Source organism: Neisseriales bacterium (genome assembly GCA_016699915.1).
GTDB lineage: Bacteria > Pseudomonadota > Gammaproteobacteria > Burkholderiales > Q3-R57-64 > Q3-R57-64.
Map to the genome: position 1 here is coordinate 711,553 of CP064990.1, position 14,194 is coordinate 725,746.

The 14,194-nt window shown below is 39.5% G+C and carries 13 protein-coding genes and 1 pseudogene; 9 read left to right on the forward strand and 5 right to left on the reverse strand.

Annotated elements, in window-relative coordinates:
• Positions 1-13 precede the first annotated feature (13 nt).
• The gene (rpiA, locus tag IPK86_03365; protein ID QQS16472.1) at positions 14-673 is read left to right on the forward strand and encodes a ribose-5-phosphate isomerase RpiA; all 660 of its coding nucleotides are present in this window, start codon (positions 14-16) and stop codon (positions 671-673) included.
• Positions 674-754: 81 nt separating this feature from the next.
• The gene (gene phoU, locus IPK86_03370) at positions 755-1,450 is read left to right on the forward strand and encodes a phosphate signaling complex protein PhoU (GenBank protein ID QQS16473.1); all 696 of its coding nucleotides are present in this window, start codon (positions 755-757) and stop codon (positions 1,448-1,450) included.
• 29 nt (positions 1,451-1,479) lie between these two features.
• On the opposite strand, the gene IPK86_03375 is transcribed toward phoU, so the two are convergent.
• The 4 genes and pseudogenes from IPK86_03375 to IPK86_03390 all read right to left on the reverse strand — a co-directional run bounded on the left by IPK86_03375 (position 1,480) and on the right by IPK86_03390 (position 5,980).
• Positions 1,480-1,932, reverse strand: a complete 453-nt coding sequence (locus IPK86_03375) for a universal stress protein (protein ID QQS16474.1) — start codon at positions 1,930-1,932, stop codon at positions 1,480-1,482.
• A gap of 964 nt (positions 1,933-2,896) precedes the next feature.
• Positions 2,897-3,223, reverse strand: a pseudogene (locus tag IPK86_03380) (ATP-binding cassette domain-containing protein).
• A 519-nt stretch (positions 3,224-3,742) separates the two neighbouring features.
• A complete protein-coding gene (locus IPK86_03385; GenBank protein QQS16475.1) occupies positions 3,743-5,386 on the reverse strand; it encodes an ABC transporter substrate-binding protein in 1,644 nt (547 codons plus the stop codon).
• Positions 5,387-5,557: 171 nt separating this feature from the next.
• The gene (locus tag IPK86_03390; protein ID QQS16476.1) at positions 5,558-5,980 is read right to left on the reverse strand and encodes an Hsp20/alpha crystallin family protein; all 423 of its coding nucleotides are present in this window, start codon (positions 5,978-5,980) and stop codon (positions 5,558-5,560) included.
• A 466-nt stretch (positions 5,981-6,446) separates the two neighbouring features.
• Between IPK86_03390 and IPK86_03395 the strand changes: the two genes are divergently transcribed.
• Entirely contained in the window at positions 6,447-6,785 is a 339-nt protein-coding gene (locus IPK86_03395) for a hypothetical protein (GenBank protein QQS16477.1), read from the forward strand.
• A gap of 78 nt (positions 6,786-6,863) precedes the next feature.
• On the opposite strand, the gene IPK86_03400 is transcribed toward IPK86_03395, so the two are convergent.
• Entirely contained in the window at positions 6,864-7,664 is an 801-nt protein-coding gene (locus IPK86_03400) for a peptidyl-prolyl cis-trans isomerase (protein ID QQS16478.1), read from the reverse strand.
• A gap of 269 nt (positions 7,665-7,933) precedes the next feature.
• Here IPK86_03400 and IPK86_03405 point away from each other — a divergent pair, with 269 nt between their 5' ends.
• From IPK86_03405 to IPK86_03430, 6 genes are all read left to right on the forward strand, one after another.
• The gene (locus IPK86_03405; GenBank protein QQS17064.1) at positions 7,934-9,505 is read left to right on the forward strand and encodes an amino acid carrier protein; all 1,572 of its coding nucleotides are present in this window, start codon (positions 7,934-7,936) and stop codon (positions 9,503-9,505) included.
• A 204-nt stretch (positions 9,506-9,709) separates the two neighbouring features.
• Positions 9,710-9,901, forward strand: coding sequence for a hypothetical protein (locus IPK86_03410; protein QQS16479.1), 192 nt, complete (start codon positions 9,710-9,712; stop codon positions 9,899-9,901).
• 302 nt (positions 9,902-10,203) lie between these two features.
• The gene (locus tag IPK86_03415; protein ID QQS16480.1) at positions 10,204-11,226 is read left to right on the forward strand and encodes an ABC transporter permease; all 1,023 of its coding nucleotides are present in this window, start codon (positions 10,204-10,206) and stop codon (positions 11,224-11,226) included.
• Positions 11,227-11,234: 8 nt separating this feature from the next.
• Entirely contained in the window at positions 11,235-12,137 is a 903-nt protein-coding gene (locus tag IPK86_03420) for an ABC transporter permease subunit (GenBank protein QQS16481.1), read from the forward strand.
• Between the two features lie 19 nt (positions 12,138-12,156).
• Positions 12,157-13,140 (forward strand): ABC transporter ATP-binding protein, encoded by a 984-nt coding sequence (locus tag IPK86_03425; GenBank protein QQS16482.1) that lies wholly within the window; start codon positions 12,157-12,159, stop codon positions 13,138-13,140.
• The gene (locus IPK86_03430) at positions 13,137-14,111 is read left to right on the forward strand and encodes a dipeptide ABC transporter ATP-binding protein (protein QQS16483.1); all 975 of its coding nucleotides are present in this window, start codon (positions 13,137-13,139) and stop codon (positions 14,109-14,111) included. Before IPK86_03425 ends, IPK86_03430 begins: the two co-directional genes overlap by 4 nt.
• The last annotated feature ends 83 nt before the right edge of the window (positions 14,112-14,194 follow it).

Below are 14,194 nucleotides of genomic sequence, written 5' to 3' on the forward strand. Positions count from 1 at the left end.
AGTTTTAGTAAGCATGCTCAATCAAGATCAATTAAAAATGGCCGCAGCAAAAGCAGCCATTGAATATGTCCCAGAAGGTATCGTGATTGGCGTCGGAACAGGTAGTACCGTTAATTATTTTATTGAAGCATTGTCTGATATAAAGCATCGCATTAAAGGCGCTGTCTCCAGTTCAGCCGGTACAACGCAAATGTTGATGCAATATGGCATTCCCATTTTTGAGCTCAATGAAGTTGATGAACTACCGCTTTATATTGATGGTACCGATGAAGTCACTCCCCATTTACATCTGATCAAAGGAGGCGGTGCTGCACTGACTAAAGAAAAAATTATAGCCTCGGTTGCCAAACAATTCATTTGTATTGCTGATGAACATAAATTCGTTGATGTATTAGGCAGCTTTCCGTTACCCATTGAAGTATTGCCCATTGCGCGCAGCTATGTGGCAAGGGAATTAATTAAACTGGGCGGGAAACCTGCTTTGCGTATTGGCACGATAACAGAGCATGGCAATCAAATTCTAGATGTTGCTGGATTAACTATTCATGAACCCGTAACATTAGAAAACCAAATAGACCAGATCAATGGTGTACTGACTAATGGTATTTTTGCAAAACGGCGAGCCGATATATTGTTACTTGCAACACAGCATGGCGTTTTGTTCAAAACATGATATCTATAGCGTGGTATAGCACTTGCTGCCCTATAACCACCCTTAATTTTTTTTAAGTTGCCTATAGTTAAGGAAATCGTTATGAAGGAACATATCTCTAAACAGTTTGATGCAGAACTTAACGCTTTACGTACCAGTATCTTACAGATGGGCGGTATTGTTGAACAGCAAATTATTTGGGCACTTGAAGCGTTGCGTATTAAAAGCATAGCTCAGTTGAATCGCGTGATTGCCAAGGACGATCAAGTCAATGAAATGGAAATTGCAATTGATGAAGAATGTCAGCGTATTATCGCACGCCGCCAACCTGCAGCTAGCGATCTTCGTATGCTCATCACGATTAGCAAAATTACTGTTGACCTTGAACGTATTGGCGATGAAGCAACCAAAATTGCTCGCTTAGGTAAACATATTTGTCAAAGTCAGCAATTTAAATCTTCCCATATACGCGAATTACAAAAAATGGGGCAATTATCCCTTGACATGCTAAAACAAGCATTGGATGCTTTTGTTCGGATTGATAGTTCCGTTGTGTACAAACTTTTTGAAGCCGACCAACATCTTGACGAAGACTTTAGCAATACACTGCGTCGCCTAGTGACCTTTATGATTGAGGATGTGCGGGTCATTTCAACAGCAATTGATGTTCTATTTATTGCCAAAGCTATTGAACGAATTGGTGACCATGCAACCAATATCTCAGAATACGTCGTATTTTTAGCGCAAGGCAAAGATATGCGTCATACCGCTCCAAAAAAGAAAAAACAGCCTCTCTAAGCAAGCAAGAGCAATGATAAAATAATCACTTACGATGCATCACGTTTTCTGACCAGCAAAACAGGTACCAATGAATGACGGAGTACGCCTTCTGCAACGCTACCCATAATTAAGTGCATTAATCCCGTTCTGCCATGTGTACCCATGACAATGAGATTTGCACCCCATTGCTTTGCTTCTTCGAGCAACGTTTGGGATAGGTTATCTCCAAAACTCTCTAAAAGCTTCGTATTGGCTGATAAACCTGCTGCTTTCGCTTGACTTAATGCACGACTTAATAAATCCTTGGCGCTATCTTTAGAGGATTGATGTAAGGCAGGCGCATCAACAAACTCCATACCGGGTTGGCCAACTGGCGTCAAATCAACTACTGTCGTAATCAATAATTCGGCATTAAGAAGCTTAGCGAGCGAACAAGCTTCTTCAAAAGCTAAGGCAGAGGCTTGACCATTATCAATGGGCACAAAAATACGCTTGTACATAAAATTGCTCCTTAAATTTTGGCTATCTTCCCAATCATGCTAAATAGCATTGTAAACAAAAATTACTATGCTGTAACAGCAAACCACATAAAAGTTTTTTAGTAGTGCGAAAAATTACTTCTGAAGCAAATAGAACTTAGCATTCTAAAAAACAGCACAATTTTGATTGAATTAGTGGTGTGTGATAAAAATCAGCGATCACCATGCAATTTGTCCAGCCTCACTCAAAAAAATGCAAGAAAACGCGCCTCGGTTAGGCTACAGCAAATTGTTGCTGTTAGGAACTGTTGTAACAACGTTGTTGTACCTAATTGCAGTAAGCATTGCTTGGAATAATGCAGCTTATAAAACTGTTAAACCGAACAACTTATCTATACTCTCAGAATTTGCCGTTGTCCTCATACAACTTAGCGTTTATTGTTTTGCAATGATTTACTAAGTGGTTGTATTTACACGACCGTTATAAGCCTTCAGATGACATTTACTGCGCTAAAAAAATGACTATGTCTTATTTTACGGCTTTTATTCGCTGGGCACTATTTTTCCACAGTTTCTTTTTAGTAAAAAGTTTGCATAAACTACTGCTCAAAAAAAGTATTCCTTGTTTGGTATCAGTTTTTTTATATTTCTTAACAGCAATTTACTTTTATGCGAGGATTAACCCAAAACTTAATTGAATATTTACCCATTCAAGCTAATGATGCTCTTTCAAAACACTTTCAATAAAAAACTGACGCTCCATGAAAACACGTGAGTGAGTGCCACTGTTATACTTCTTATGCTCTTTGCAAAGAAGCTCAGATAATAAGCAGACCAAGCCGCAGTAGCACAGTCATATTTTTTCTACAAAATCACATCATTAATCATAAAGCTGCAATCAACTTTTTTGTGCGATACCCATGCTGTTTTATAGCGCAAAGTAACTGGCATGTTTGTTCTATTATTTTTACTTGTTTTGTGCCCCCTATTCTCCATCTTCATTTTTTTTATCACCCAAAAATCCACCTATTTGAGCATCCCACAAGCTTTTGTAAAGCGCTGCCTTAGCAAGCAACTGACTATGCGTTCCATCTTCAACGATGCTGCCTTGATCAAAAACTAAAATGCGATCCATACGAAGCAGTGTAGATAGGCGATGCGCAATAACAAGAGTGGTTTTATTTTCGATCAACTCCCACAAGCTTTCCTGAATTAAGTTCTCTGTTACTGAGTCAAGCTGACTTGTGGCTTCATCAAGAATAAGAATTGGAGGATTTTTCAAAATTGCTCTAGCAATGGCAATACGCTGGCGCAGTAGCACGCTACTGAATGGGCCACAGAAACCTGCTGCGAGCGCAAGAAGAACATATATAAGGACTGCAAATTTATAACCCTTCAAAAAATGCCATATAAATGGAAAAAGTTTTTTGGGTAATGCTTCATCTTTTTTGAGTATGCTGTTTCTTGGAGCGCAAAACAATTTACGGTAACTACACAACCGTTCAGATAGTTTTTTTTTTTCATAAATTTCACCCACTTAAGCATCCAAGAACGTTTCCATAATACCACCAAGAGTTACCGAGGCACTTTTATTATTTTCATCCAACAACAAATTGGCAGTTGATAAACGCATTTTTTGTTAGCGAAAACCAGATTAAGCTTTGCCCGAGAGATTGATCGGCTCTTAATAGCAGTTCTTTCAAGACTACAAGATCAATGACCAGTTTTTTTTGGGGGGGGGGGGGGGGTATGGAAACCTCATAGCATTCTAAGTGTATGTAAATAATACAACCGCCCCTTATAGGAGCGGTGGTAAAATGGTTACAGTACACTACTTAATTGTAATGCCTGTAAACTGCTCTAAATTAATAGTTGGAGCAATAAACGATCGCTCAAATTTAACAGATTGGTGATAAGGCACCATATTAAGCGTGTGAAATAGTGGACTAAATGGCACTTCTTGCTTAAAGAGTTTTTGGGCTTGTATATATCGTTTCGCACTCTGTTGTGGATCTCTAGTGTGATTTGCTTGTGCTAGCAAATCATCAAAGGGCTTGTAACACCATCTTGCGTGGTTGCCCATGCCTCCTTTTGCGCTCTTACAGCTTAATAAATTAACAAACCAGTTATCTGGATCCCCATCCAAACCATTCCAAGCAGCAAAGACAACATCATGGTCACCCTGATCTACCCGTCGCCAAAATTCACCCGTTTCGTAGCTGACAAATTCAACGGTAACCCCTATCTTTTTCCAATCCGCTTGGATCATTTGAGCAACTAATTTATTTGTGCTCCTGCTTGCTAAATTAACAAAAAATTTAAGATGAAAACCATTCGGATAACCAGCCGCTTTAAGGAGTGCCTTGGCTTTAATAGGGTTATAAGGGGCATTTTTAAGTGAGTGATCATAAGGCCACTGTGCAGGTGGCATCATATTGATCGCAACACTTGCCATGCCTTGGAAGGGCTTGATCAGTTCAATCTTATTCAATGCCATATCCAATGCTTGGCGCACTAATCGCTTGCTCAAGATAGGTTTTTGGGTGTTGTAAGCAACATACCACATATCAACACCCGGTTGTGTATGCAAAACGAGCTGTTTATTCTGCTTAAATGTTTTCATATCACTCAAAGCAAAGCTCATATGACATTCGCCCGCCAAGAGTTTTTTGTTATGCATAGCAGGATCACCATGGATCGCAAAAATTAAATTTTGCAATTTCACCATGCCATCTTGACGATGATCCCAATAAAACCGATTAGCTACATAATGAATTTTTTGATTCTTAACATGGTTTTTCAGAATAAAAGGGCCTGTTCCAATTGGTTTTTGGTTAATTTGTTCAGCTTTGCCTTGATGTAGGAGTTGATTAGCATATTCAGCTGATAAAATCGAAGCAAATTCTTTAGCCAATTTTCCAAGAAAGGCATTGTGGGGCTGATGAAGAATAAACTGCACCGTATGATCATCAATTTTAATAATTTTTTGAATGAGTGTATTCATCCCAGCCGAGACAAAAAGTGGAAACTCAGCAGGATAAGCCACATTGAAAGGATGTCTAGGATTCCTCATTCTTTCAAAGGTAAACACCACATCATCAGCATTAAAATCTCTTGTGGGTTTAAAGTAATCCGTGGTATGGAATGGAACACCACGTCTTAAATGGAAGGTATAGGTTAAACCATCTTGGGAGACTGTCCAACTTTTGGCGAGGCTGGGCTGAAGCGCTACATTGCCTTCGCCAAAACTGACTAATCGATTAAAAAGTGGGCCAGATGGCATGAAACTTTCAAAATCTGCATATTGTGCAATGTCAAAGCCCGCGGTGTCACTAGTCACGCAAACAATCAGCGTTTTTTCCGCACTAGAAAATTTGCGCTGAAGTGGACTGAACCATTTAAAATGGATACCGATCGTTATTAAAGCAATTCCTAGTACAGCAACCGCTATCCCCAGCATTTTTACCTTTTTCATCGCTATACAACCCCCTCTAACGCATAAACTAGTTGATTCAAAATAATCCCAAAATACTCTTTAAAATCGATATAGGTATTTTACAGGATTAAAATAATGAGGAGCGACCCCATACAAAATAATCTCCAGCCCTATTAAGCATGGAACTGGAGATTATTTTTCCAAACTTCGCTACTGGATAGCTAACTGATGTCCTTTTTGCGCTAATTTTTTATGCAACCGTAGCTCTAATACCCCATCAACAAAGCTAGCAGAAGATTGTGTGTCATCAATCTCTTGGCTCAATTCTAAACTACGTGTTACCCTGCCGTAGAAGCACTCGCTATGCAATATTTTTTCTTCTTTTTCGGCTGATTTTTCCTGTTTCTTTTCAGCAGTAATAACCAAATGTTTGCCGTTGATATCAACCTTAATGTCATGTTTTTTAATGCCCGGTAATTCTGCGCGAACAATGTAGCTATCAGTAGCTTCTTTGACATCTAACAAAACAGTTGGTGCAGCAAATTGATTAAACGGATCAGTACCAAATTCAACAGGTCGAATAAAAAAACCTTTGAAAAAATCCTCCAATGGACTATGCATAACTCTCGTCATAACGATCTCCTTACTATACTAGTTTTTAACCATAATAAATCTGACCGCCTAGTAGGTAAAATGAGTATGAATCAGTTTATTTTCAAGATTCAAACGGCTCTTTTTATCTATTTTATACTAGACATAACAAACCACCTGTCCAATAAGAAATGTAGAATGTATCCTGATGATTCAATAGCCAAAATAGCGAAGCAACAATAACCATGAGATAAGCGTAAACTTGAAGCGCAAATAGCTACCTAAAAGTAGCCCCAAGTAATAGCGCAATCAAATGATCTAGTGTAGCGTCTGTAATGGCTGCATCGTAAATACTTATCGAAAAACCTTAGCCGCAGTAGATTCAAGTCAAATTATATTTAATCCAATTTTGCAATTGCCTTTATCGCTGTTAGACGCAATGGCTAACCCAAGTCTTATGCTTACCGTAGCATTAGCGCCGATTAATTGAAAAGATAAGAAATTGACTGTGAAAACGGCTCAAATTGAATATGAAAAATCCGTTATTGTCTATCGCGATGCCATCCATAAGGCGCTGGGCGAAGTCGAAAATATCCTCTTTCAATGCCAACTGGATAAAGAAAAAGCTAAGCAGCTTGCGCAATCATTCAACTTAGCCCTAGAACAAGAGCGCCTAACTCAAGCGCGTTACCTTGCAGGAAGCACCAATAAAGCAGAGTGGCTACGCCAGCAAACAGAAAGATTCCAAAAGGAATTGAAAGTATTCGAACATGCGTATCTACAGCTTACTCATACGATGACATTGTATCAAGCCTTGGGAGGAGGGAACTTGCCATTCGTCAAGTGATTCATCGCAGCCTGGCAAACACATTGTCCCTTAGAGATGGTGCAATGTGTGTGCTTGTGCATCTACCATAAAATAAGCTTATTTGATGGTTGCTTTGCTGCGTAGTGCATCAATTGCTTTTTCTACAGCACGCCTTTGTAAGCTACGTAAAATTTGTGGCTTAGCTTCTTCATAAGAGGGAACACGTGCACTGCTAACATCATCTATTTTGAAAATATGCCAACCACTATCAGATTCAATAGGTTGTTCTACCACTGTTCCTCTATCTAAGGTACCTAAAATACGGAAAAGATGGGGAAACTTAGCTTCTAACAATTTAGAATTCAGTACACCCAAGGAACCCCCATTTTGTTTGGCCCGGCTGTCGATGGATCGTGATTTTGCCAATTCAACAAAATCGGTATTTTTACGCTTTTTAAGCAAGGCGATAATCTCTTTGGCTTCTTTTTCCGTTTTTACAATAATCTGCCGTACATGAAGATCCCGACTTGCGCTTATCTCTTTTTTAAGATTATCATAGGTAGTCTTTATGGCCGACTCACTAATCGGTTTTATTTTTAAAACCTCCTCTACAAACATATCTTGTAATATTTCTGATTGCGCTGCCTTAAGTCGATCTTTAAACATTGGCCGCTTATCAAATTTTTGTCGTAGGCATTCTTGGCGCACAAGTACTTGATCAATCAATAAAAGCCTGACCTGCTCCCGCAACGCTGCTGTATCTTTTTGGCCATTTTTAACTAGACCAGCAACGAGTGTATCCTCCTCTTTTTTATCAATGGATTCGCCATTTACGACAGCAATAGGAAGCGCAATCGTAGTTGTTGACATCAATAATAAACAAGCTGCAAGCAGTACGACCTTGTTAATATAATTCATAAGAAACTCCCCAGCAGTGCTTACTCAGCACTAAGATATTTTAGAAGCTCACCCACACTTAAAATAGCTACAGACAGTTATCATAAACTAAAAACCATACAATCCTCAAACTTGGATACATCAACCCATAAAAATGCGTTATAGCACTTGATCAGCCAACTGCCCCGCTACTTTTTGAGTATAAAATTGCGATATGTTACACTGAAATGAGCTATTGTGTAGCATCTTAAATTGAAGATGGGTGTTCTATGTCGGCAATAAATAGTTTGATGGTAGCTTTATTCGCTTGGGTAAATGCCATTTTTGAATGGTTTACCCCCATCTCCAACATCGCTTGGGAATTCCCAACAAACCTTAATTGGTATGCCAATATTCCCGTATTAGGGCAGCTTTCATTTGCTGTACTACTATTGGTGGGAGTAGGTATTTATCTGACCATTGCAACACGCTTTGTTCAGTTTACCAGTATTCCTAAAATTGTTCGCATGATGCTACGAACCAAACCTTCTAAAATAGGTATCAGTGCTATTGCTTCTTTTCTATTTGGTTTAGCCATGCGTGCTGGTCCTGGAAATATTGTTGGCATCACAGGCGCAATTTCTGTAGGCGGGCCAGGTGCACTTTTTTGGATGTGGGTCGTTGCGTTTTTTGGTATGTCTACCGCTTTTACTGAATCAGTACTTGCTCAATTGTTCAAGGAAAGAAAGCAAGATGAATTTGTGGGTGGTTTGCCTTTTTATGGAAAACGTTTACTCGGTAACAAACGTATCTTTGGATTAATTCTATCCCTAGCATTCATCGTCTATGCCTTGGCTAATGTACCCTTTCAAACGTTTTATGTATTTACAGGAATCGGCACAATCGTTGATACATTAAGCGGATTGCCCACCAACAAACAATCTGTCCTGTACTATGGTATTGCTATAGTACTGATCATTTCTTGTGCTTTTATTATTTTAGGTGGTATCCGACGTGTTACAGCCTATACGGACTATTTAGTACCAATCAAAGCAGCTTTATTTTGTTTGACTTCTCTTGTCATTATCATGGTCAATTTACCGCTATTGCCTTATTTTTTCCAAGAAGTTTTTGTGGGTGCTTTATCGCCACACGCTATCTTTGGTGGTACATTTGGCGTTGCTTTTTCTCAAGGCGTCAAGCGTGGACTGATGTCTAACGAAGCTGGTCAAGGAACTATTACCATGGCTGCTGCTGTTGCTGACAATGACCATCCCTGTGAGCAAGGATTGGTGCAAAGTCTGGGTGTATGTTTTGATACCATGGTCATTTGCACCTTAACTGGATTTATTGTGGTGATGGCGCATGTATGGACGGGAACGATTGATGGACAAGCTTGGGAATCTGTTAAAGCTTCTAAATTCGTCATTTATCTAGCCTCTGTACAATCGCTTGTACCGCATGATTTAGCAACTATTTTCAAAATTATTATGGGCACTTGTTTTACTTTATTCGCCTTTACAACACTATTGGGTATGATTTCTTTCGCTGAAATCTCAGCAAATTTTATTTCCAAAAAACCTGCCTTTATTCTATGTATTCGGGTGCTTGGCTCATTGATATTTGTTCCATTCGGTGCGTTAACCCTTTTATCGGGAAGAGAATTAGGTAACCTATGGGTTATTACCGATTTGACGAATATCTTAATGGTTTACTTGAATATCCCATTATTAATTATTGGCACACCGATCGTCTGTAAAGTACTCAAACACTATCGACAAACAGGTGGTAAATCTTTCCTGTCTCAACAAGAACTAGGAATTTATACCGATTATTGGACAACTAGCCAAACTCAATTTAAAGCGAAAAAACAGTCAAATTAATTTAAGGAGAGGCGACGCTTGTTGCTGCCAGGTAACAAAAGGCAAGCTCGGTTTATTGAATATGGCAACTTATTAATATGAGGATTTGTCATTACGCTAGAAATCCTCACGAACTATACTCGAGATAGGCATGTCATCAATTTAGTAGTATGCTTGTTGGTTGCCAGATAGCTATACATTGACTTTAAATTGGATGAGGAACCGATGAAAAAATATGTTTACATACTTTTTGCAACAAGCTTAATGGCAGTTTTTTGTGCCGGATTTGTCAGTATTGGTGGATGCTCTTCTAAGTCTTCAGAAAGTGCGCCTCAAGAGGCTTCATCTGATTTGCCAGATGAAATGATAGAACCAGATGCTTCGTTGCCTGACCCTGAAGCGAAGCCTGGTTCATAAAAATAGTGTGTAGATTGTACTTGGGCAAACCTTATGTGAGTAATAGGGTTGTGTTTAAAGAACTTAGGATCGGACTATAAGTTTTTGATTTGCTAATAAAGGTGCGTAGGCTTTATAGTACTGTTTAACAGGTTTCTGTACTATGGCAGTAACACAAGTTGTGAGTTTGGAAATTTGCAGTGATTAATCCTTAGGCCATTTCGGTTGTACTGATATCACTGTTCGGGAATGGTGCGGCACGTTTCATGCCAAGTTAGCGTTAAAAAATAATTTTTAAAAAGCTATACGGAAGAAATACCAACATGTGGCAGTTTATTTTACGTCGTTTTTTAATCCTTATACCCACTTTTTTTGGGATTACTTTTTTCACTTTTTCGCTTGTCAGGCTAATCCCTGGTGATGTTGTTGAAGTGATGATGGGAGAAAGAGGCGTTGACCCTGCAATGCATGCAGCTGCAATGCATCGATTAGGCCTTGATAAACCTTTTTTGATGCAATATGTCGATTACATCGGCAAAGTTTTTCAAGGCGATCTAGGTGAATCATTCGTCACACGAATCAGCGTATTAGATGAATTTATGCAGCTTTTTCCAGCAACACTTGAGTTGATGTTTTTATCGGTTCTATTGGTTACTATTATTGGTATAGTTGTTGGAACAGTTGCTGCAGTAAAAAGAGGTACAGCAATTGATTACAGCATCAGCGGGCTGGTATTAATTTTCGCCTCCGTTCCTGTTTTTGTTTGGGCTTTACTATTAATCATTGTGTTTTCTGGATTTTTACACTTACTACCCGTTTCAGGTGCTATGGATGTTATGTTTGATATTCCACACCAAACTGGTTTTTCATTAATTGATGCCTGGCTTGCCGAACGAGCCGAACCCGACCTTTATCAGGGAGCGTTTTGGGATGCTTGTCAACATATTATCTTGCCCGTTGCAACACTAACGCTCTTACTGATTGCGGGTGTTACTAGAATGACAAGAACTTCCATGCTCGAAACTTTGAATGAGCCTTATATCCGTACCGCAAAAGCAAAAGGTTTATCTTCTCGACGCGTTATTTTCGTGCATGCTCTTCGCAATGCACTCATACCAGTTATCACGCTGATTGGCCTTGAAGTAAGCGCTTTACTGGGCGGAGCCATCTTAACAGAAACCATCTTTGCTTGGCCTGGTGTTGGCAAATGGATGATGGATGCCTTATCAAGGAGGGATTATCCTATCATACAAAGTGGTACGCTTATTTTTGCAACTTTAACCATTCTTGTTAATTTTATTGTGGATATTTTGTACGGTATTGCTAATCCACGCATTTCTCGCTAGCAAATATTATGCTTAAAATGAACAGCTGTCTTATTGAAAATAAAGCACCATCAGCCCTAAAAGAATTTTGGCGCATCTTTTCAAGCCATAAAGGTGCTTTAGCAGGCCTAGTGTTTTTAATACTGATTATATTCTGCACACTATTTGCGCCTTATATCGCGCCTTACGACCCGTTAGAACAATTTCGTGACCATATGTTGACTCCACCTGTTTGGATAGCGGGTGGTTCAGCGCAATTTTTACTCGGAACAGATGAAATTGGCAGGGATATGCTATCACGCTTAATTTATGGTGGTCGTTGGGCATTTTTGATGGGTGTTTCTTCGGTTACATTATCACTTCTTCCAAGCATTTTAATTGGCCTATTAGCTGCTTTTTATCCAAAAGTACTGGGCAGTATTATCATGCGGATTACAGATATCTTGATGGCACTTCCGACCTTTTTGTACGCCCTAGTCATTATGGCTATTCTTGGGCCCGGTATTTTTAACGCAATTATCGCTATTACCATAGGATCCATACCAGGCTATGTACGCCTTATCCGTGGTATGGCAATTGGGGAAATTAATAGAGAATATGTACTGGCTGCTCGTATTGCCGGTGCCAATATATGGCGCCTAATGTTTTTAACGGTTTTCCCTAACTGTTCTGCGCCTATTTTGATAACAGCGATGTCAGGCATTGCGGGTGCTGCTTTAACAGGCGCAGCACTGAGTTTCGTGGGATTAGGCATTTCTCCTCCAACCCCAGATTGGGGAGCCATGCTATCAAGCTCAAGAGATTATATTGAAAGTGCGTGGTGGTTGGTAGCATTACCGAGTCTTGTTATCACCCTATTGATTTTATCAATCAATCTTATAGCAGACGGACTACGTGATGCATTAGATCCTAAGCTTCAACATAACCATTAGATAAACCATTCAAAAAGCCATGGGTACACTTTTAACCATTCGCAATCTTTCTGTGACCTTTGGCAATTTTCGTGCTGTGGATGGTATCAATTTAACTGTTGAGCCAGGGGAAGTTATTGGAATTGTTGGTGAATCTGGTTCCGGCAAATCTGTCACGATGATGGCCTTAATGGGATTAATTCAAGAACCAGGTAAAGTTAGCAGTGACAAAATAATATTTGATGGCCAAGATTTAAAAAAGCACTCTTCTGCTAATAAACGGCAGATCATAGGTAAAGATATAGCGATGATCTTTCAAGATCCTATCTCAGCACTTAACCCTTGCTTTACAGTTGGCTTCCAAATTATGGAAGTATTAAGCACACACCTTAATTTACGAGGTTCAGCTCTTAAAAAGCAAACATTATTACTGATGGAACAAGTCGAAATTCCAGACGCAAAATCGCGATTGAATGCCTATCCACATCAACTCTCGGGGGGAATGTGTCAGCGCATTGCTATTGCCATGGCAATAGCCTGTCAACCTAAACTACTGATTGCTGATGAACCAACTACAGCACTTGATGTAACCATACAATCACAGATCATTGATTTATTGGCATCCTTGCAGAAAATACATGGCATGGCACTGATCATGATTACGCATGATTTAGCACTTATTGCACAAATCGCTCATCACATCGAAATGATTTATGCAGGACAAATCGTTGAACAAGGAAGCCTACCGCATCTATTTGAATCTCCAGCACATCCCTACACTGCCGCATTGTTATCTTCATTGCCAGAACACAGTCAAGGCAGGAAACGCTTAGCAACTTTACCAGGCACCGTACCTTCCTACTATGACCGCCCAAAAGGCTGTTTATTTGCGCCACGCTGTCAGTACGCAAAAGACCGTTGTCAGCAGCATGTTCCATTGCTTGAGGATAACCCATTTGGTAAAGTACGCTGCTACTATCCATTGACAGCTAAAATACAAACCCGTAAAAAGGCTAGAAAATGACGTCTGTGTTAACAGTGCGCAAGCTAAGTCGTAGCTATGCAACTTCCAATAATCCTTGGAAAAAAAGCCATCGCTTGCAGGCTCTTGCTGACGTTACTTTTGATCTTGAAAAAGGTAAAACCTTAGCAGTGGTAGGAGAATCAGGTTGTGGTAAAACAACATTAGCTAAACAAATCACCTTCATTGAAGAACCGGATGAAGGCGATATTTTTCTTAATGGCAATCTTGTTCATTACCGCAATAAACACCAAGTTAAAAAAATACGCCATAAAATACAAATGGTATTTCAAAACCCTTATGGTTCACTTAATCCACGCCAAAAAATTTACCAGCAAATTGAAGAGCCTTTGTGCATTAATATGCAGATGAATGCAAAAGAACGTGCAGAGCTTGTTTATTCCATAATGGAAAAGGTGGGATTACGCATTGAACATGGTTTTCGCTACCCTCATATGTTTTCAGGTGGACAGTGTCAGCGCATTGCTATTGCAAGAGCAATGATATTAAAACCTCAAATTCTCATTGCAGACGAGCCAACCAGTGCACTCGATGTATCGATTCAAGCGCAAATCCTTAATTTATTTATGGATTTGCAAGATACTTTAAGCACTGCTTACCTTTTAATTTCTCACAACCTATCAGTTGTGGAGCATATTGCAAATGATGTTATCGTGATGTATTTGGGTCGCATTGTAGAAAAATCTAATAAATCTTTTTTATTTAAACGTCCACTTCACCCTTATACACAGGCATTATTATCCGCAACACCTTTTTTAGACCCTAAAAAACGTCAAATACGGATAAAAGTCTCGGGCGAGTTGCCAAGCTTGCTGAATCCGCCGACAGGTTGCTCGTTTCATGAGCGTTGCTCTCATGCCATAGAACGTTGTATACACGAGGCACCCACACTACGTAACATGCTTCATGATCACTGGGTAGCCTGCCATCGTGCGGAAGAAATCAATATCTAGTTTCGTGTCTGATTTAAATAAGCATATCAAAATCACTGCTGGCAAGACAGAAATTATTGGTATACTTAACTCATTCAGGCTAT

Excerpts from the sequence above, each read along its gene's own strand:
- IPK86_03375 (QQS16474.1), bottom strand. The coding sequence starts at position 1,932 with ATGTACAAGCGTATTTTTGTGCCCATTGATAATGGTCAAGCCTCTGCC.
- rpiA (QQS16472.1), top strand. The coding sequence starts at position 14 with ATGCTCAATCAAGATCAATTAAAAATGGCCGCAGCAAAAGCAGCCATT.
- IPK86_03400 (QQS16478.1), bottom strand. The coding sequence starts at position 7,664 with ATGAATTATATTAACAAGGTCGTACTGCTTGCAGCTTGTTTATTATTG.
- IPK86_03390 (QQS16476.1), bottom strand. The coding sequence starts at position 5,980 with ATGACGAGAGTTATGCATAGTCCATTGGAGGATTTTTTCAAAGGTTTT.
- IPK86_03420 (QQS16481.1), top strand. The coding sequence starts at position 11,235 with ATGCTTAAAATGAACAGCTGTCTTATTGAAAATAAAGCACCATCAGCC.
- IPK86_03430 (QQS16483.1), top strand. The coding sequence starts at position 13,137 with ATGACGTCTGTGTTAACAGTGCGCAAGCTAAGTCGTAGCTATGCAACT.
- IPK86_03405 (QQS17064.1), top strand. The coding sequence starts at position 7,934 with ATGGTAGCTTTATTCGCTTGGGTAAATGCCATTTTTGAATGGTTTACC.
- IPK86_03385 (QQS16475.1), bottom strand. The coding sequence starts at position 5,386 with ATGAAAAAGGTAAAAATGCTGGGGATAGCGGTTGCTGTACTAGGAATT.
- IPK86_03410 (QQS16479.1), top strand. The coding sequence starts at position 9,710 with ATGAAAAAATATGTTTACATACTTTTTGCAACAAGCTTAATGGCAGTT.
- IPK86_03415 (QQS16480.1), top strand. The coding sequence starts at position 10,204 with ATGTGGCAGTTTATTTTACGTCGTTTTTTAATCCTTATACCCACTTTT.
- phoU (QQS16473.1), top strand. The coding sequence starts at position 755 with ATGAAGGAACATATCTCTAAACAGTTTGATGCAGAACTTAACGCTTTA.
- IPK86_03425 (QQS16482.1), top strand. The coding sequence starts at position 12,157 with ATGGGTACACTTTTAACCATTCGCAATCTTTCTGTGACCTTTGGCAAT.